This is a genomic window from Providencia sp. UF-224 (genome assembly GCF_058245955.1).
On record NZ_JBSICC010000030.1, the window covers coordinates 23854 to 42277 of the forward strand.

Below are 18424 nucleotides of genomic sequence, written 5' to 3' on the forward strand. Positions count from 1 at the left end.
TCCAGAAAGTTGCCAGCCTAAGCCGGCAAACGACATTACTTCACCATTGGCAAATTCAAACCTTGCTCTTTCGCGCAATTGATGGCGATGCCATACCCTGCATCCGCATGGCGCATTACACCTGTCGCAGGGTCATTATGCAGAACACGCGCTAAACGTTTATCCGCAGCATCAGTGCCATCACAGACAATCACAACACCTGAGTGTTGAGAGAAGCCCATGCCAACGCCGCCGCCGTGGTGCAAACTCACCCATGTCGCGCCACCTGCGGTATTTAATAGCGCATTCAGTAATGGCCAGTCGGAAACTGCATCAGAGCCGTCTTTCATGGATTCTGTTTCACGGTGAGGACTGGCAACTGAGCCTGAATCTAGGTGATCACGGCCAATCACGATAGGGCCTTTTAGTTCGCCACTTTTCACCATCTCATTGAAAGCACGCCCTAATCTTTCACGGTCTTTTAAGCCAACCCAACAAATACGCGCAGGCAGGCCTTGGAATGCAATTCGCTCACGCGCCATGTCGAGCCAGTTATGCAAGTGCTTATCATCAGGCAGTAATTCTTTGACCTTTTGGTCTGTTTTGTAGATATCTTCAGGATCGCCAGATAAAGCTACCCAACGGAATGGGCCGATCCCTTCACAGAATAGAGGGCGAATATAAGCAGGAACAAAACCTGGGAAATCAAAGGCATTTACAACACCTTCGTCTTTTGCCATTTGGCGAATGTTATTACCGTAATCAAACGCTGCCGAACCACGTTTTTGCATGGTTAACATGGCATCTACTTGCACGGCCATGCTTTTTTTCGCCGCGCTGGTCACTTCGGCTGGTGCAGTCTCTTGTTTTTCACGCCATTGGCTTAATGTCCAACCTTGCGGTAAATAGCCGTGTACAGGGTCGTGAGCACTGGTTTGGTCTGTGACTGAGTCAGGTGTGATATTGCGCTTCACTAATTCGCTATACACATCTGCCGCATTACCTAATAGACCGACAGAAACAGGCTTGCCTGAAATTTTTGCTTCTTCAATGTATTGCAGCGCTTCATCAAGGGAAGTCGCTTTTTTATCGACATAGCGTGTTCTTAAGCGGAAATCGATACGGCTTTCATCACACTCGACAGCAATCATGCTAAACCCAGCCATTGTCGCTGCTAATGGCTGCGCGCCGCCCATCCCGCCTAAGCCACCAGTTAAGATCCAACGCCCAGCGGCCTTGCCATTAAAATGTTGTTTTGCCAGTGAAACGAAAGTTTCGTAGGTACCTTGGACGATCCCTTGGGAACCAATGTAAATCCACGATCCCGCCGTCATTTGGCCGTACATCATCAAGCCTTTGCGATCTAGCTCATTGAAGTGATCCCAATTTGCCCAGTGTGGCACGATATTCGAGTTAGCAATTAAAACACGGGGTGCATCAGCATGGGTTGGGAATACACCAACAGGTTTACCTGACTGAACTAACAGCGTTTGGTCGTCTTCCAGTGTTTTCAGCACCTCTAAAATTTTGTCGTAACATTCCCAATCACGGGCTGCACGACCGATACCACCGTACACCACAAGGCTTTGTGGGTGTTCAGCCACTTCAGGGTCGAGGTTGTTTTGGAGCATGCGGTAAACGGCTTCAGTCAACCAGCTTTTACAGGTTTTTTCGCTGCCACGAGGTGCGCGGATCACACGTGTTGAGTCAGTACGGTTTAACATGGTTGTATCCCCTATCATCCATTTTTTAATTAACGCTAAATTAACAACTTTTGGTGATAATAATCTGTGAGGTACTTTGTTAGTGACTGCACACTTTTATTTTAAGTCGATTAATCGATTGAAAATCAATTAATTAATGATTCACCAACTTGCTCAAAGCTATTTATTCACTGAAGCCATTTCTCTTGCTTTTAAATATATATACATTTACTTCACAAAGTATATACATTTAATTTTGAAATTTTATATGAAGAGTGGAGGTCTGAAGGAAAGGGGAGTTATACAACAATAAGTAGCTCTCTGTTTCTAGAGGAAAAGTTGTATATACATTTAATTTTATGTATAGAAACAAGCAAATAATGGATTTGCGAGTCGCTTCACAGAACCTTGCAACAATGTATAGAGGCCAAATTTACACCGCCTCCCCCAATACAGCACATAAAAAACAAAAACGGGCTACCTGCATCAACAGATAACCCGAGTAACTAAACGTGGCCAGTTTATAACTTACTTTTATTTTCTAGCTCACTATCATTTTCTAGCTCACTATCATTTTCTAAATCATTCGCGTTGTGGCTAGGCGGCAAAATGAGGATAGCTTGGGGAGCATACATAAGTATGTGACCCAAGTAGCCGAATGAAGCCAACACCGCCACAGCGCGAAAGATGACGAAAATCTTAGCCACCGAGATAAGCGCTGCGCACTGCCTCATTCGCCAGCAACGCTTTTCCGCTATCTTCCAGCACTATGTGCCCATTTTCCAGCACGTATCCTCTATCCGCTAACTTAAGCGCTTGGTTAGCATTTTGCTCCACGAGGAAAATGGTCATTCCCTCTTCACGCAATTGCTGAATAGTATCAAATATTTGCATGATAATAATTGGCGCTAACCCCAATGAAGGCTCATCCAGTAGTAGCAGTGCTGGCTGGCTCATCAGTGCTCGACCAATTGCTAGCATCTGTTGCTCACCACCAGACATCGTCCCTGAGCGCTGACTGCGGCGTTCATAAAGCCTTGGGAATAACTTATACACACGCTCAATACGTTCTAGATATTGCTGTCGCGTGGCAAAAAAACCGCCCATTGCGAGGTTTTCTTCCACGGTCATGCGGGAGAAAACGCGGCGCCCTTCTGGCACAAGCGCAATATCTTCACGCATAATTTTTGAGGTCGGTAGCTGGGTAATATCCACATCGCGGTACAATACTTGCCCCTCGGAAGCTCTTGGGTCGCCGCAAAGCGTACTTAAGAGCGTGGTTTTACCTGCCCCATTTGCCCCAATCAGAGTGACAATCTCACCTCTCTGGATATTTAAGCTAATCTCATGTAATGCTTGAATTTTTCCATAATGAGCAGAAACTTTTTTAAACTCTAACATCAGTAAGCTTCCCCCAAATAGGCTTTAATTACATCAGGATGTTGGCGTATTTCACTTGGCGTGCCGTTCGCCAATGGCGTGCCCTGATTGACGACGTAAATGCGGTCTGAAATCCCCATCACCAACTTCATATCATGTTCAATTAGTAAGATTGAAACATTATGATGAGTACGTAATTCGGCAATCAAATCATCCAAATCATTGGTTTCTTTTGGGTTAAGCCCTGCCGCTGGTTCATCTAACATCAAAATTTCAGGGCGTGTCACCATACAACGTGCAATTTCTAATCGACGTTGCTGGCCATAAGCTAAGTTGCCTGCTTGCCGATTGGCAAATGCCAGTAAGTCCACGCGTTCTAACCACTTCACCGCATTGTCTAAAGCTTCAGACTCTGCGCGGCGAAACGCTGGCGTTTTCAAAAGCCCTGAAAAAATGCCACTTTTTAAATGTTGATGCTGCGCGACCAACAAGTTTTCAATAACGGTCATTTCCTTAAATAACCGCACATGTTGGAATGTTCGGATCACACCAAGGCGCGCAATATCTTGTCCTGTTAAGCCTTCAAGGTGCTTTTCACGGTATAGAATCGTCCCGCTTGTCGGTTTATAAAAACCCGTTAAGCAGTTAAAAATCGTTGTTTTTCCTGCACCATTTGGCCCAATCAGAGAAACAATTTCCCCTTGGTTAATGGTGAGCTCGACATTGTTCACCGCCAGTAAACCGCCGAAACGCATGGTTAAGCCACTAACCTGTAGTAAAGGTGTCGTTAATTGGCTCATACCCCCTCCCCTTCAGGTATTTTTTTCACCTGAACTTGACGGCGTTTCATCGGTAGCAAGCCTTGTGGCCGCCAAATCATCATTAACACCATCAATGCACCGAGCAGTAACATGCTATATTGGTTGAGGTCACGCATCATTTCCCTTGATACAACTAAGATAATTGCCGCTAAGATAACGGAGGTTTGTGATCCCATTCCCCCCAGCACCACGATGGCTAAAACAAATGCTGACTCAACAAATGTAAATGATTCAGGGCTGATGAATCCTTGCCTTGCAGCAAATAACGTTCCCGCAAAACCCGCAAATGCAGCACTAATAGTGAATGCAGTGAGTTTGATGCGCGTTGGGCTTAAACCAAGCGATCGGCATGCAATTTCATCTTCACGCAGCGCTTCCCAAGCACGGCCTAGTGGCATCCGCAGCAATCGATTGATCACAAATAATGTTAAAACCACCAATAATAAGGCGACAAAATAAAGAAAAATGATCCGATCGCCTGGGTTGTAATCTAAACCAAAGAAATTATGGAAAGTATCCCAACCCTCTTTTGCGGTTCGACTAAATTCGAGGCCAAAAAATGTCGGTTTTGGCAGTTGGCTGATCCCATTCGGGCCACCTGTAATTTCCGTATTATTCAGTAATAAAATACGAACAATTTCCCCAAAACCTAGCGTCACAATGGCGAGGTAGTCCCCTCTTAACCTTAACACAGGGAACCCGAGTAAAAAGCCCGCCAACGCGGCTGTTAGCCCTGCAATCGGTAAGCTTTCCCAGAAACCAAAGCCATAATAATGGTTGAGTAAACCAAAGGTATAGGCGCCGATGGCATAAAAACCGGCATAGCCTAAAACCAATAAGCCCGATAAGCCCACAACGACGTTTAACCCCAGCCCTAACATCACATAGATGAGAGTTAACGTAGCAATATCAACGCTTCCACGTGAAACAATAAATGGCCAAATAATGGCAGCGATAATGATAAGAACAGCAAGAATTTTTTGCTTGGTCGTTGAGCCATCAAAATCAGGGATCGACCACGCTTTTTTCGGCATACCTTGCCAAACTTTGCTTAATGTAGGGCGAACCAGTTGATAAACAAAAATGATCGCAATTCCCGCGATGATCCAGTTCCAACGTACAGAATCACCGACAGTGACCACCAGTTTAGTGCCATCCAGGGCAAGTTGTAAGCCCATCATAAATAAGGCTAAAACAAAGAAGGTTGCCGATGCCACAATGGCATTGATCCAATTTTCTTTTCTCATACTTTTTCGACCTCCGGGCGTCCCAGAATGCCGGTTGGCATGATTAACAGCACACCAATTAATAAACCAAATGACACAACGTCTTTGTATTCAGTACTAAAATAAGCAGAAGTCATCGCTTCAGCCACGCCGAGGATCAAGCCACCTAACATGGCGCCTGGAATACTGCCAATCCCCCCTAATACCGCGGCAGTAAAGGCTTTCATACCTGCCATAAAACCGATGTAAGGGTTGATAACACCATAAAATTGCCCCAATAATACCCCTGCGACAGCAGCCATTGCTGCGCCGATCACAAAGGTTAAGGAGATAACACGATCCGTGTTGATCCCCAATAAACTGGCCATTTTGAGGTCTTCTGCACAAGCGCGGCAAGCACGCCCCATTTTCGAATAGCGAATAAACAAGGTTAATGCCAACATGGCAAGCAGCGTGACCACCCAAATAGTGAGCTGCATTTTTGTTACTGTCGCTTCAAAACCATCGCTTTCCCCTAATACCCACTGACCCGTAATTAAGCTAGGTAATGCAAGGTCACGAGAGCCTTGAGACAGGCTGACATAGTTTTGTAAGAAGATGGACATCCCAATTGCAGAAATTAATGCAATCAGACGTTTAGAATGGCGCACAGGCCGATAAGCGACTCGCTCAATGCTCCAACCATACGCACTGGAAACGATGATCGCCGCAATAAAGGCTGCTGCAACAAGGATCCAACCCACATCGATCCCCAACATCATCAAGCCTGCGATCACGATAAAAGAGACGTAGCTCCCTATCATATACACTTCACCGTGGGCGAAGTTAATCATCCCGATGATGCCATATACCATCGTATAACCAATAGCGATTAGCGCATAGGTGCTGCCAAGGGTTAATCCATTAAGAAATTGCTGAATAAAATAAAGAATTTGATCTGACATAAGACTTTCCTTTCGAACTGCTTGTCCTGATAGAGAACAGAAGCCGGAAGCGAGTCAACTCACTTCCGGTTATTGTTCACTACGTTGGAACACTACTGGGTACTATTTTATAGGAGTGGAAGTCCCATCTTTGTGCCATTCAAACACACCAAATTCGAAACCTTTTAGGTCACCATTTGGCTGCCAGCTCAATGTGCCCATTACGGTATCAACAGGATTAGCTTTCAGATCTTTGACTAAATCTTCAGGTTCAATGCTCCCCGTGCGCTCCATTGCGGTGGTTAAACCTTGGATTGCGGCATAAGTTGTCCACACAAACGGGCCCGTAGGGTCTTCTTTTTTCGCTTTGATGGCATCAACAATCGGCTGGTTAGTCGCGACTTGGTCATAACGTTTTGGCAACGTCACTAACATCCCTTCAGATGCATCACCGGCAATGTTAGAAAGTGAAGAGTTACCTACACCTTCAGGCCCCATAAAGCGAATATTCAGTCCAGCTTGTTTTGCTTGGCGTAAAATTTGCCCCATTTCTGGGTAGTAACCGCCAAAGTAAACAAAGTCCACGTTCTCTTTTTTCAGTTTCGCGACTAAGGCAGAGAAATCTTTATCGCCAGCTGTGACGCCTTCAAACATCACTTCTTTCGCGCCTGCTTTATTGAGGCTTTCACGAACTGAACGTGCTAAACCTTCACCATATTGTTGTTTATCGTGAACAACAGCGATACGAGACGGCTTAATTTCTTCAAGGATATATTTTGCCGCTGTAGGGCCTTGGTCAGAGTCCAAACCCGTTGTACGCAACACCATTTGGTAACCACGCGTTGTTAAATCTGCATTGGTTGCCGCTGGCGTGATCATGATAATGCCTTCATCTTCATAGATATCCGATGCAGGCTGTGTGGAAGAAGAGCATAAATGACCAATAACATGACGAATTCCGTCATTGATGACTTTGTTTGCCACTGCAACCGCTTGTTTCGGGTCACATGCATCATCATATTCAACCGCAACTAACGTGTTGCCATTGATCCCACCCTTTGCATTAATATCTGCAATCGCTTGGCGAGCCCCCGTAAACTCCATATCACCGTATTGTGCGACAGGGCCTGACATCGCGCCCACAACCGCTATTTTGATTTCCTTCGCCCATCCCGCTGAGCTGAATGCCATTGCGATACAGCCCGCTAATAATGCTTTATTCATATTCTTCATTTTATCGTCCCCGTCTTCATGGTTCTGAGTGTTTGTGTTTGATTTATAATCGTTTATTATGGTTGACAGGTACAATGCCTGAGATTTCAAAATACAGCGAATAAGGCTATATATTTCATGGTATTAAACAAGATAATTATGCTAAATAGCAAATGGATATGGTAGGTTATTACGTTAGATGCAGAATAAAAAACTGATGCGTTTAAGTAGGTTTTTTGTAAATACCAGTGTTATATTCTAGTTAAATTTAAATTAATCCGAGCGAAACTCGGAAAATACAGCCTGACAAAATTTTTCTCTCTAAAATCAAAAAATCGGTTACAGATCACTCTGGCAGGACGAGTAGCTGCAACCCTTGCAAGGGAACAGATAAAACATCATGAGACTCACTATTATTCCTTTGGTCAATCCTACTGAGCAGCAATATCAGGACTTGGATAAAATCTGGCCAGACCAGAATATCGATAAATGCGTACAATCATTTGATGAAACGCACTTAATTTACGCAGCGCGCTTCAATGATAGATTACTCGCCGCAGCGAAAGTCACCATCAACCAAACACAGGGCCTCATCGCTGATTTTTGTGTGCGCGAAGTTACCCGTAGGCGAGGAGTTGGGCTCTATTTACTGCATGAAATTCTCAGGGCATATCCAGAAGTCTTGGTATGGCAGTTTAATTTTGATGAGTTAGATGAAAACCAAGTTCAAGTCATGCATGCATTTTTAACCACCTGCGGATTTCATGCCACTTCGCAGACTGGTGTATGGGAATTTAAAATAGGCCACTTAAATGAAGTTAAATAAAATTCACCATGTTGCAATTATTGCTTCCAACTATGAAGTCAGTAAGGATTTTTACTGTCGTATTTTAGGGTTGAGTTTACTTAGTGAACATTATCGCCCTCATAATGACTCATGGAAGGCCGACTTAGCGTTTGGTGAACATTATCAAATTGAACTATTCAGCTTTGTTAATCCACCAGCAAGGCCGAGCTACCCAGAAGCCGCAGGGCTTCGTCATTTGGCTTTTAGCGTTGATGAGTTAGATGAGTGGATTGCCTATTTAACAAAACAAGGCATTACATGTGAAGCGGTGAGGACCGATCCCTATACACAAAAACGCTTTACGTTTTTTGCTGACCCTGATGGCCTGCCATTAGAGCTGTATAGTGATGAATAAGTGGAAAGTATATTTTGGTTAGATACGTAAATTAATGATATGAGTATCTGCATCTATTCCCGCTTAGGGGCAATAAATGCAGATAACTTGAGGCGAAATGGGCTACATTTCGTCGTCGCTTTCTTCCATCGCTAAACGCAATTTTTTCATTGCGTTTTTTTCTAGCTGACGAACACGTTCTGCAGAAACACCGTATTTATCAGCTAATTCCTGCAATGTGGTTTTGTTGTCATCATCTAACCAACGAGCGCGAATGATATCTTGGCTACGCTCATCTAATGAGTCTAGCGCGTCGGCTAAACGGTCAGTGGCATGGCTTTCCCAGTTATCATCTTCAATTGAGCCTGCAAAGTCCGACGATTTATCCTGTAAAAATAACACTGGCGCGACTGGGCCACCAAAATCAGCGCTGTCGTCGTCATCTGACATATCAAATGCCATATCTTGCGCCGCCATGCGTGATTCCATTTCGCGGACATCTTTGGTGCTTACCCCAAGTTCTTGAGCGACCATATCCACTTCTTCTTGATTAAACCAACCAAGACGTTTTTTATTTTTTCTGAGATTAAAGAATAATTTGCGCTGTGATTTTGTCGTGGCAACTTTAACAATTCGCCAGTTACGCAGAACATATTCATGAATTTCCGCTTTGATCCAATGCACCGCAAAGGAAACGAGGCGCACCCCCACTTCAGGGTTAAAACGGCGCACTGCTTTCATTAGGCCTATATTGCCTTCTTGAATTAAGTCAGCTTGCGGTAAACCATAACCTGCATAACTACGAGCAACGTGAATAACAAAGCGCAAATGCGATAAGATCAGTTGCTTTGCAGCATCCAGATCGCCGTTATAATGCAGCCGTTCAGCAAGTTCCTTTTCTTCCTCAGCGGTGAGCATTGGGTAAGCATTAGCCGCCCTAACATAGGCTTCAATACTTCCTTGCGGAACAAGCGTTAATGATTGCATGTCTTTGGTCATTCAGATCCTCTATAAATATTAGGAATGAAATTTATTTGATGTTGATAACCGCATAGGTTAACAATGAAAAACGATATGCAGCAAACAAGTAGATAGCTTACCAGCTTCACCGCATTAAATAAATTATATACAAGAATTGTTAACGGTGGGTCAATATAAGACAAAACAATTCAGACTAAGTTCATTTTTAAAGCAAATATCTAATATAATCAAGGGCTATGGTAATATGTTCACCGATAGCCCTCATTGAAAATCACAAGAAAACAGGCAGTTACTCAGGTGTAAAATGGCGTAAATGTTGCAGTGTGGCTAACCATGCCGCGATCCAACCAACCATAGCGGATAACAGTAGGATTAATAAAGATTCTTCCCAAAGCAACCCTTCAATATGGAACTGTGTACCAAACACACTGGCAACTTGTGCCACACCACTCCCCAATTGCCAAACCAATAAGAAAGTCATGATCAACGAAATAATCGCCCCGACACCACCAAGCACAATACCGCCGTTTAAGAATGGCCGCATGATAAAGCCATCCGTTGCACCAATCAATTTCATCACATTAATGGTGTCTCGGCGTGCAAAAATATTGAGGCGAACACTATTTCCGATCACTAAGAACAGCGACACAATCATTAGAATACCAATGACTGAAGCAATTTTTCCGACTAAGCCCGTTAATGAAGCAAGCCGCGCAAACCAGCTATCGTCCATGCGCACTTCTTCGATACCATCGACTTGGCCAACTCTGTCCCTTAATGTGGTTAAGACATCCGAACCTTCAAAATCAATTTTTGGTGTAATGATAGCCACCGCAGGTAATGGATTTTCCTCTAACATATCCAATGCGGTACTAAAGCCTGACCAGCTACGAAACTCGCTCATGGCTTGATCTCGTGATAAATAATTCACATGATCAACCCCTTCAAGTGCCTGCAATTGCGTTACGACATTTTGCCCACCTTGTTCATCAAGAGATTTATCAAGATAAACAGTAAGTTGTGGAGTTGGATACCACTGCGCCGCAGCTTGAGAAACGTTTTTCCAAACCACATAACATAAGCTAGGCAAGGTTAATGAAATCGCAATTACCATGATAGTCAAAAAGGTTGCCAAAGGCTGCCGGAGCATATCCGCCAGCGCATTTAACCAAGAATAACGCCATTGTTCGCGCCATCCCCCTTTTAGTGCCTTACTTTTGGATTGCATGGTACGCTCTGGCTTGGCCTTACGAGCATTTTTAGCCATGTTGACCTCCAAGCATCCGGCCTTCACTTAATGTTAAAACACGGTAGTTGCGACGTTCAATCAACGCGACATCATGCGTTGCCATTAAAACCGTCACGCCCACGCGGTTAAATTCTTCAAATAGGCGCATAATTCCTTCCGATAATTCGCCATCAAGGTTACCTGTTGGCTCATCCGCCAAGAGCATTGTCGGCTTATTAACTACCGCGCGAGCAATACCCACACGCTGTTGCTCACCGCCAGATAATTGAATCGGAAAGTTTTTTGCTTTATCTAATAAGCCCACTTTATCCAATGCCGCAGAAACACGTCGACGAATATCTTCCGTGCTAGCGCCAGAGATAATCAGTGGCATCGCAACATTGTCATACACTGTACGGTCAAATAGTAGGTGATGGTCTTGAAAAATCATCCCAATCTGCCGACGCAGAAAAGGGATCTCCCTATTTTTCAACCGGCTAATATCATGACCATTAAACAAGATATGACCCGCACTTGGGCGTTCGATGCCACAAATGAGTTTGAGTAACGTACTTTTACCTGCGCCTGAGTGGCCTGTTAAAAATGCCATCTCCCCGGGTTGTAAATGAAAATCAACCCCTTGGAGAGCTTGGCGGCCACCGCGATAAGCTTTACTAACGTGTTCAAAGCGAATCATCGAAAATTATTCCTCTCGGGCAAATAGGGCCTCGATAAAGTCATCGGCTTTAAATGGACGTAAATCTTCAATCCCTTCACCGATACCAATATAACGAATTGGAATACCAAATTGATCGGCAATAGAGAAGATTACGCCACCTTTTGCTGTGCCATCGAGCTTAGTCAATGTTATACCTGTCAGACCTACCGCTTCGTCAAAAAGTTTCGCCTGACTCACTGCATTTTGTCCTGTGCTCGCATCCAGCGTTAACATAATTTCATGCGGTGCACTTTCATCCAGTTTTTTCATCACTCGGACGATTTTCTTCAATTCTTCCATCAGATGTGATTTGTTTTGTAAGCGGCCAGCGGTATCCGCAATCAATACATCAACACCCTTAGCTTGAGCTGATTGAATAGCATCAAAAATAACCGATGCTGGGTCGGCTCCTGTGTGCTGTGCAACAACAGGGATTTTATTGCGTTCACCCCAAACTTGTAATTGCTCAACCGCGGCAGCACGGAACGTGTCCCCCGCAGCCAACATCACGCTTTTGCCTTCAGATTGATATTGGCGAGCCAATTTACCAATCGTGGTGGTTTTACCCACACCGTTAACCCCAACCATAAGAATAACATAGGGTTTTTTATCTTCGATCACGAGCGGTTTATCAACTTTCGCTAAAATATCAGACATTTCCTCACGCAATTTACCATACAGCGCTTCGGCATCTTTGAGGTCTTTACGGCTTGCATGAGCCGTGAGGTTGTCGATAATTTTACGTGTTGTCTCAACACCAACGTCCGCAATGAGTAGTTGTTCTTCTAATTCATCGAATAAATCATCATCAATTTTCTTACCTGTAAATAAGCTAAGAAAACCTGATCCCAGATTTTGGCGAGTTTTTAATAACCCTTTCTTCAGCCTAGCAAAGAAACCCTCTTTTTTCGGTTTTTCTTGCTCTTTTGGTGAATTATTTTTTTCGTCTTCCAAACGAAGACGCTCAGCTTCGGCTTCTTCTTCCGCTAAGCGTGCAGCTTCCGCAGCTTGACGTTCTTGCTCCGCTTGTTCTTCCGCTAAACGTGCAGCTTCTGCAGCTTGGCGTTCTTGCTCCGCTTGTTCTTCCGCTAAACGTGCAGCTTCTGCAGCTTGGCGTGCTTGCTCTGCTTGTTCTGCTTGTTCTTCCGCTAAACGTGCAACTTCGGCAGCTTGGCGTGCTTGCTCTGCTTGTTCTTCCGCTAAACGTGCAACTTCGGCAGCTTGGCGTGCTTGCTCTGCTTGTTCTTCCGCTAAACGCGCAGCTTCCGCAGCTTGGCGTTCTTGCTCCGCTTGTTCTTCCGCTAAACGCGCAGCTTCGGCAGCTTGGCGTGCTTGCTCTGCTTGTTCTTCCGCTAAACGCGCAGCTTCGGCAGCTTGGCGTTCTTGCTCTGCTTGTTCTTCCGCTATGCGTGCAGCTTCGGCAGCTTGGCGTTCTTGCTCTGCTTGTTCTTCCGCTATGCGTGCAGCTTCGGCTGCTTGTCGTTCTTGCTCCGCTTGTTCTTCCGCTATGCGTGCAGCTTCGGCAGCTTGGCGCTCTTGCTCCGCTTGTTCTTCCGCTATGCGTGCAGCTTCGGCTGCTTGGCGTGCTTGCTCCGCTTGTTCTTCGGCTATGTGTGCAGCTTCTTGCAGTTCACGTTCTGCTTTGTCCTCAGCTTCTTTAATCGCCGCTAAATCGGCTTGGCGTTGTTGCTCTGCTGCTTCCTCCGCAGCCTTCACCGCCGCCAATTCAGCTTCACGCTGACGCTCCAGCTCTTCTTCCGCAAGGCGTTGAGCTGCTTCTTCTTGGCGATCGCGCTCTGCTTTTTCTTCTGCTAGGCGCGCTTCTTCTGCCGCAAAACGCGCTTGTTCTGCTTGCTCTTGCGCCGCTTTAATCGCCTCTAGCTGAGCCTTACGTTCAAGTTCCGCTTGTTCTGTTGCAGCGTCTATTGCGGCCTGTTGCGCTGCATACTGGCGCTCCGCTTCGTCTTCTGCTGCTTTAATTGCAGCTTGCTCCGCTTGGTATTGACGTTCCGCTTCTGCGGCAGCGGCATCTTCTACGGGGTGTTGATTTTCAACTTCGTTTGCAGTTTCTGCCTGCTGAGCTTGTTGTTTTTGAGTCTCTTCTTCATCTTTACGACCAAAACCTAGCCATGAAAAAAAGCCTTTTTTCTTGTCTTTAGCCATCTGCCACTACACTCCTCGCGGTAAAAATATGGCGCTCGATAATCAAATCGCAATCAAATTACATGCAGTCTATCATTTCATCGCTCTGCAACACATATCTGAAAGAAAAATCCTGACAATTTAATCGGAATTTTTATGTTAAAACTGTGAAAACGACACGCTATAATCGAAATTCAGCCAATTAGGGGTAACAACACTGCAACTTCTCCCCTGACAGGTATACAATGGTAACAATCATTTTTAAGTAAACAATAAGCTAAGTAGCAATACACATTATGGCAAAAAAACCACAATCAGCGCCTTTAGGGCAAATTCGTATCATTGGTGGGAAATGGCGTGGGAGAAAGCTGCCTGTCCGTGATAGTGAGGGCTTACGCCCAACCACAGACCGCATCAAAGAAACGTTATTTAATTGGTTAATGCCTGTTATTCGGGACGCACGCTGCCTTGATTGCTTCGCAGGAAGTGGTTCATTAGGTTTCGAGGCGCTTTCTCGCTTTGCTCAAAACGTGACATTTATTGAGCTAGATAAACAAAACGCGCAATTGCTCACTGAAAATAAGGCCCGTTTACAAGCGGATGATGCAACCGTTATCACCAACAGTAGCCTGACTGTGCTAAGCCAACAGGGAGCTCCTTTTGACGTGGTATTTATTGACCCACCATTTCGCAAAGGCTTACTCAACGAAACAATTCAATTGCTCGAAAAAAACCAATGGCTAGCAGACGAAAGCTGGATATACGTTGAGTCAGAGGCGGAGTCACCACTTACTGACCTTCCTGCGAACTGGCAGCTTCATCGCGAAAAAATTGCTGGCCAAGTTGCTTATCGCCTGTTTATTCGAACCTCACTTTAGGAAAAAAGTATGTTAATTAATGTTGGTCGCCTGCTGATGGTTTGCGTTTGGAGTTTTATGGTGTTTAATTTAATTCACCCATTCCCTAAACCATTGAAATATTTCATGGATATCGCAATGGTCTTTATGATTTTCATGCACGCATTACAAACTATTTTCCTAAAAGCCACTTTGCCTAAAGGTGAAAAAATTTCTGGTTTAGTGCAAACGCGCATCTTTTTCTTTGGTGTCTTCGAAATGTTAGCGATGCAGAAAAAAACCAAAGCTGCTTTAGAAGAAGCCAAAAAAAATAAGTCAGAACAATAGATTATTTGGGTTCAAAACGAATATACCGCGTTCCTTGCAGAGTAAGTTTGCCTTCACGCTCTAGCTCAACTTCGCGGTATTGTTCTTCTGTTACAATCGTTTTAATCACCTCACCGCTGGCTAACGTTTTAAAATAAATTTCGTAGCGGAAAGTTTCAGGTGAAACGACATCCCGTTCGCGAGAACGCATGTTAGGATAAGGGTAATCTTTTTTGCTATCCACCTTAACTAAGTAACTAACAGGCAAGGAATTATCGTTAACTTCATTTTGCTTGCGTTGGTCAAAAAAACGTTTAGTGGCAAGCACAGCGATAATCGCAATAACGATAATTAATAATATTGGCTTATTCATAATTTGTGCATTTCGCTTAAAAAGATCCTAACTATAGTTTATCTTATTTATAGAAACAGAACACGTTATCTCAGTGAACGGCTTATTACCGTTTCATTTATTGAACTTATAAGGATATGTGTATGATTAGTTGGCCATTTCTCGCAGTACTCTTCTCTGGCTGGTTATATGTCGATGCTGCCTACCGCGGCCCAGGATGGCAACGTTGGTTATTCCGCCCTATTACACTGTTATTATTACTCTTTTGGGGTTGGAGTTCCGATGATCTAAACCTGCAAAATTACCTTATTCTTGGCGGATTATTAGTTTCACTGATGGCTGATCTCTCGCGAATGTTTTCAAGTGAACACTTACTAACTTCTGTCGCCCTCATGTTTCTCAGCTACCTGATTTACACGATTAGCTTTGGCATGCAATTAAACTTTGGACTATTTTTACCTTGGTTGGCTGCTCCACTAATTATTGCGGCCATCACTCTGATTCTTATTTGGGGCAAATTAGAAAATCTACAGGCCATTGTTTTTGCTTCTTTAATCATGTGTATGATTATGGCTTGGGTCGCTGGCGACCAATATTTCGGCCTTGGGCGCGAATATAACTTTTCCATCATGGTGGGGGCATCGTTACTCTTTTTATCTCACTGTGTATGGTTAATTGCCCATTTCCGCTTACCATTCAAAGCCTCAAAAGCGGTGGTCGCTGCATTATATTTCCTTGGTCAATTCTTTATTGTCCGCGCAATTTATTTATAAATCTCCCTGTCATAAGTGCCAATTGATAAAAAATGCTATTTGAGAATTTTATCAGTTGGCTCCCCTCATTTTGTTTGACTCTGGAGTAGACTCCAAAGTGTAGACTTATCAACAATCAGTGATGGAACTCATTATAGTTGGATAAGGGGGCGCTTATGCACTCACACTCTCATAAAGAAAATCATACACATACAAGCTCTTGCTGCTCAAGCACTAGTGCATGCTCATCCACTGTGACACAAAATGGTGCACAGGCGAGTAATGACTCACATGTTCATGAGCATAGCGACACCAAAAAACATCCCGATGACGATGAGGGATCCCACCGACACAGTGGTGGGTGTCACTCAGATCACGACCATGCAGACCATGACCATGGATCTCACGACCACCAACATGGTGGTAGCTGTGGATTAACGGCAAACACTGCCGATGAAGTGGAGCCTTTGCAGGCCGCAGGGCAGCGTTTTAGCTGGATAATTCGCGGGATGGATTGCCCAAGCTGTGCCAATAAAATTGAGAATGCGGTAGGCCAAATCGGCGAAGTTAAGCAAGCCAAAGTGTTGTTTGCGACTGAAAAATTAGTGGTTGATGCAAATACAGACATCAGTGCGGCAGTACGTTCTACCGTAGAAGCCGCAGGATATGAATTACTCGAAGTCGGTAGTAATAATGCGGCGTCTATTACCCCACCACAAAGCTTACTGAGTGAAGCTAAACCTGTCATTATCTTAGCAATACTGATGGCAATCAGCTGGGGAATTGAGGCATTTAGCCCGAAAATCGGGAATATTGCTTTCATTTTAACCACGTTATACGGGTTATATCCTATCGCGAGCAAATCATTACGTTTAATTCGTACTGGTACTCCTTTTGCTATCGAAACATTGATGACCGTTGCTGCTGTAGGCGCAATTTTTATTCAAGCCACAGAAGAAGCCGCCATGGTTATCTTACTGTTTATGTTAGGTGAGATGCTCGAATCCTACTCGGCAGGTCGTGCTCGTCGTGGGGTCAGCGCATTAATGGCATTGGTTCCAGAAGATGCAATTCTCATTAAAGATGGGCAAAAAACCACCGTCCCTGTTGCACAACTGCGCCCAGGAGACATTATTGAAGTCGCACCAGGTGGGCGCTTACCAACGGATGCCGTGTTAGTTTCAGGTTTTGCCAGCTTTGATGAAAGTGCGTTAACAGGGGAATCTGTTCCTGTCGAACGCAACATTGGCGAAAAAGTCGCAGCTGGCTGCTTATCTGTTGACCGTGCAGTGCAAATGAAAGTCGTTTCAGAGCAAGGCCAGAACGCGATTGACCGTATTTTGCAGCTGATTGAAGAAGCTGAAGAACGTCGAGCCCCCATTGAGCGCTTTATCGACCGTTTCAGCCGTATTTATACGCCGATTATCATGTTAATTTCAGCATTAGTGATTATTATCCCACCAATTTTCTTTTCTGCACCTTGGGAAACATGGATCTATCGCGGCTTAACATTGCTATTAATCGGTTGTCCGTGTGCGCTTGTGATATCCACCCCAGCGGCGATAACCTCAGCCCTTGCGACAGCAACACGTCGCGGTGCATTGATAAAAGGTGGCGCAGCGCTTGAACAGCTTGGCACGATTACCACTATCGCCTTAGATAAAACAGGGACGCTGACGGAAGGTAAACCTCACGTCACTAATTTAGTTCCTGTTGATGGCATGACCGAAAGTGAATTAGTGCAAATCACAGCGTCTGTTGAGGTTGGTTCACACCACCCATTGGCAAAAGCGGTTGTAAATAAAGCGGAAGAGTTGTCTTTGTCAGTGACTGAAGCACAAGACCGTAAAGCGCTTGCAGGAAAAGGTGTCGAAGGGGTCCTAAATAATAAGCACATATTGGTCAGTGCCCCAAATCGCTTAGAAACTCCATTAGAAAATGAATGGCAAAGCAAAGTTGAAGCATTGGAAGCTGAGGGTAAAACAGTCGTTGTCACATTGGAGGATAACCGCGTTATCGGTTTAACTGCGCTGCAAGACACACTGCGTACAGATGCCAGTGATGCGATGAGCATGCTCAAAGCGCTCAATGTTAATGCCGTGATGTTAACGGGTGATAACCCGCGTGCTGCTGGGGCAATTGCAGGCCAATTAGGTATGGAGTTCCGTGCGGGTTTACTCCCTGAAGATAAAGTGACCGCAGTTATGGAGCTAAACCGCAACCATAGCACCATGATGGTCGGTGATGGCATTAACGATGCCCCTGCAATGAAAGCCTCGAGCATCGGTGTGGCAATGGGCAGTGGTACTGATGTTGCGTTAGAAACAGCGGATGCGGCTTTAACTCATAACCGTTTAACAGGCTTACCAGAAATTATTGCGCTATCCCGTGCAACACGGAAAATTATCCGTGAAAACATTACGATAGCGCTTGGGCTAAAAGGCGTATTTTTAGTCACCAGTTTACTCGGGATCACTGGACTTTGGGTAGCAGTGCTTGCGGACTCAGGTGCTACCGCACTTGTAACCGCGAATGCTGTACGGTTACTTCGAGTAAAATTACCTCAAGTGAAAAAGTAGTGTTTCATTGACTAGTCCTGATATAGGTTGACAACTTTTCAGTCATAAAACGCCCGATGAACTTCATTGGGCGTTTTATAGTTT

The 18424-nt window shown here is 44.7% G+C and carries 17 protein-coding genes; 6 read left to right on the top strand and 11 right to left on the bottom strand.

Features of this window, described 5'->3' with window-relative positions; translation table 11 throughout:
* Window positions 1-35: 35 nt before the first annotated feature.
* From hutU to AC4IFO_RS19495, 6 genes are all read right to left on the bottom strand, one after another.
* A complete protein-coding gene (hutU, locus tag AC4IFO_RS19470; protein WP_490736919.1) occupies window positions 36-1703 on the bottom strand; it encodes a urocanate hydratase in 1668 nt (555 codons plus the stop codon).
* 678 nt (window positions 1704-2381) lie between these two features.
* Window positions 2382-3083: a high-affinity branched-chain amino acid ABC transporter ATP-binding protein LivF gene (gene livF, locus AC4IFO_RS19475; RefSeq protein ID WP_490736921.1), complete on the bottom strand. Its 702-nt coding sequence runs from the start codon at window positions 3081-3083 to the stop codon at window positions 2382-2384.
* Entirely contained in the window at window positions 3083-3862 is a 780-nt protein-coding gene (livG, locus tag AC4IFO_RS19480) for a high-affinity branched-chain amino acid ABC transporter ATP-binding protein LivG (RefSeq protein ID WP_490736923.1), read from the bottom strand. The genes livF and livG overlap by 1 nt, the downstream gene beginning before the upstream one ends.
* Window positions 3859-5130: a high-affinity branched-chain amino acid ABC transporter permease LivM gene (locus AC4IFO_RS19485; protein ID WP_219244617.1), complete on the bottom strand. Its 1272-nt coding sequence runs from the start codon at window positions 5128-5130 to the stop codon at window positions 3859-3861. Before AC4IFO_RS19485 ends, livG begins: the two co-directional genes overlap by 4 nt.
* A complete protein-coding gene (gene livH, locus AC4IFO_RS19490; protein WP_219244618.1) occupies window positions 5127-6053 on the bottom strand; it encodes a high-affinity branched-chain amino acid ABC transporter permease LivH in 927 nt (308 codons plus the stop codon). The genes AC4IFO_RS19485 and livH overlap by 4 nt, the downstream gene beginning before the upstream one ends.
* A gap of 102 nt (window positions 6054-6155) precedes the next feature.
* Window positions 6156-7265 (bottom strand): branched-chain amino acid ABC transporter substrate-binding protein, encoded by a 1110-nt coding sequence (locus AC4IFO_RS19495; protein WP_219244619.1) that lies wholly within the window; start codon window positions 7263-7265, stop codon window positions 6156-6158.
* 379 nt (window positions 7266-7644) lie between these two features.
* Between AC4IFO_RS19495 and panM the strand changes: the two genes are divergently transcribed.
* Window positions 7645-8070, top strand: a complete 426-nt coding sequence (gene panM, locus AC4IFO_RS19500) for an aspartate 1-decarboxylase autocleavage activator PanM (RefSeq protein ID WP_490736926.1) — start codon at window positions 7645-7647, stop codon at window positions 8068-8070.
* Window positions 8057-8446, top strand: a complete 390-nt coding sequence (locus tag AC4IFO_RS19505; protein ID WP_490736928.1) for a VOC family protein — start codon at window positions 8057-8059, stop codon at window positions 8444-8446. The genes panM and AC4IFO_RS19505 overlap by 14 nt, the downstream gene beginning before the upstream one ends.
* Window positions 8447-8548: 102 nt before the next feature.
* Here the strand turns inward: AC4IFO_RS19505 and rpoH are convergent, their stop codons facing one another.
* The 4 genes from rpoH to ftsY all read right to left on the bottom strand — a co-directional run bounded on the left by rpoH (window position 8549) and on the right by ftsY (window position 13515).
* On the bottom strand, window positions 8549-9424 hold the full coding sequence (gene rpoH / locus AC4IFO_RS19510) for an RNA polymerase sigma factor RpoH (RefSeq protein WP_219244622.1): 876 nt from the start codon (window positions 9422-9424) through the stop codon (window positions 8549-8551).
* A gap of 271 nt (window positions 9425-9695) precedes the next feature.
* Window positions 9696-10673, bottom strand: coding sequence for a permease-like cell division protein FtsX (gene ftsX / locus AC4IFO_RS19515; RefSeq protein WP_490736930.1), 978 nt, complete (start codon window positions 10671-10673; stop codon window positions 9696-9698).
* On the bottom strand, window positions 10666-11331 hold the full coding sequence (gene ftsE, locus AC4IFO_RS19520) for a cell division ATP-binding protein FtsE (protein WP_206083498.1): 666 nt from the start codon (window positions 11329-11331) through the stop codon (window positions 10666-10668). Before ftsE ends, ftsX begins: the two co-directional genes overlap by 8 nt.
* Window positions 11332-11337: 6 nt before the next feature.
* A complete protein-coding gene (gene ftsY, locus AC4IFO_RS19525; protein WP_490736932.1) occupies window positions 11338-13515 on the bottom strand; it encodes a signal recognition particle-docking protein FtsY in 2178 nt (725 codons plus the stop codon).
* 275 nt (window positions 13516-13790) lie between these two features.
* On the opposite strand from ftsY, the gene rsmD reads away from it, so the two are divergent.
* Both rsmD and AC4IFO_RS19535 read left to right on the top strand, forming a co-directional pair.
* Window positions 13791-14372: a 16S rRNA (guanine(966)-N(2))-methyltransferase gene (rsmD, locus tag AC4IFO_RS19530; protein ID WP_273802878.1), complete on the top strand. Its 582-nt coding sequence runs from the start codon at window positions 13791-13793 to the stop codon at window positions 14370-14372.
* A gap of 9 nt (window positions 14373-14381) precedes the next feature.
* Window positions 14382-14678, top strand: coding sequence for a DUF1145 family protein (locus AC4IFO_RS19535; protein WP_490736934.1), 297 nt, complete (start codon window positions 14382-14384; stop codon window positions 14676-14678).
* 1 nt (window position 14679) lies between these two features.
* Here AC4IFO_RS19535 and AC4IFO_RS19540 read toward each other — a convergent pair whose 3' ends face one another.
* Window positions 14680-15030 (bottom strand): DUF2500 family protein, encoded by a 351-nt coding sequence (locus AC4IFO_RS19540; RefSeq protein WP_490736936.1) that lies wholly within the window; start codon window positions 15028-15030, stop codon window positions 14680-14682.
* 122 nt (window positions 15031-15152) lie between these two features.
* Between AC4IFO_RS19540 and AC4IFO_RS19545 the strand changes: the two genes are divergently transcribed.
* A complete protein-coding gene (locus AC4IFO_RS19545) occupies window positions 15153-15782 on the top strand; it encodes a lysoplasmalogenase (RefSeq protein WP_273802875.1) in 630 nt (209 codons plus the stop codon).
* A gap of 155 nt (window positions 15783-15937) precedes the next feature.
* Complete coding sequence (locus AC4IFO_RS19550; protein ID WP_490736939.1) at window positions 15938-18340, top strand: zinc/cadmium/mercury/lead-transporting ATPase; 2403 nt, start codon at window positions 15938-15940, stop codon at window positions 18338-18340.
* The last annotated feature ends 84 nt before the right edge of the window (window positions 18341-18424 follow it).

Coding starts and splice junctions, on each gene's coding strand:
- livG (WP_490736923.1), bottom strand. CDS start 3,862: ATGAGCCAATTAACGACACCTTTACTACAGGTTAGTGGCTTAACCATG.
- livF (WP_490736921.1), bottom strand. CDS start 3,083: ATGTTAGAGTTTAAAAAAGTTTCTGCTCATTATGGAAAAATTCAAGCA.
- rpoH (WP_219244622.1), bottom strand. CDS start 9,424: ATGACCAAAGACATGCAATCATTAACGCTTGTTCCGCAAGGAAGTATT.
- rsmD (WP_273802878.1), top strand. CDS start 13,791: ATGGCAAAAAAACCACAATCAGCGCCTTTAGGGCAAATTCGTATCATT.
- panM (WP_490736926.1), top strand. CDS start 7,645: ATGAGACTCACTATTATTCCTTTGGTCAATCCTACTGAGCAGCAATAT.
- AC4IFO_RS19545 (WP_273802875.1), top strand. CDS start 15,153: ATGATTAGTTGGCCATTTCTCGCAGTACTCTTCTCTGGCTGGTTATAT.
- ftsX (WP_490736930.1), bottom strand. CDS start 10,673: ATGGCTAAAAATGCTCGTAAGGCCAAGCCAGAGCGTACCATGCAATCC.
- livH (WP_219244618.1), bottom strand. CDS start 6,053: ATGTCAGATCAAATTCTTTATTTTATTCAGCAATTTCTTAATGGATTA.
- AC4IFO_RS19540 (WP_490736936.1), bottom strand. CDS start 15,030: ATGAATAAGCCAATATTATTAATTATCGTTATTGCGATTATCGCTGTG.
- hutU (WP_490736919.1), bottom strand. CDS start 1,703: ATGTTAAACCGTACTGACTCAACACGTGTGATCCGCGCACCTCGTGGC.
- AC4IFO_RS19535 (WP_490736934.1), top strand. CDS start 14,382: ATGTTAATTAATGTTGGTCGCCTGCTGATGGTTTGCGTTTGGAGTTTT.
- AC4IFO_RS19505 (WP_490736928.1), top strand. CDS start 8,057: ATGAAGTTAAATAAAATTCACCATGTTGCAATTATTGCTTCCAACTAT.
- ftsY (WP_490736932.1), bottom strand. CDS start 13,515: ATGGCTAAAGACAAGAAAAAAGGCTTTTTTTCATGGCTAGGTTTTGGT.
- AC4IFO_RS19485 (WP_219244617.1), bottom strand. CDS start 5,130: ATGAGAAAAGAAAATTGGATCAATGCCATTGTGGCATCGGCAACCTTC.
- AC4IFO_RS19550 (WP_490736939.1), top strand. CDS start 15,938: ATGCACTCACACTCTCATAAAGAAAATCATACACATACAAGCTCTTGC.
- AC4IFO_RS19495 (WP_219244619.1), bottom strand. CDS start 7,265: ATGAAGAATATGAATAAAGCATTATTAGCGGGCTGTATCGCAATGGCA.
- ftsE (WP_206083498.1), bottom strand. CDS start 11,331: ATGATTCGCTTTGAACACGTTAGTAAAGCTTATCGCGGTGGCCGCCAA.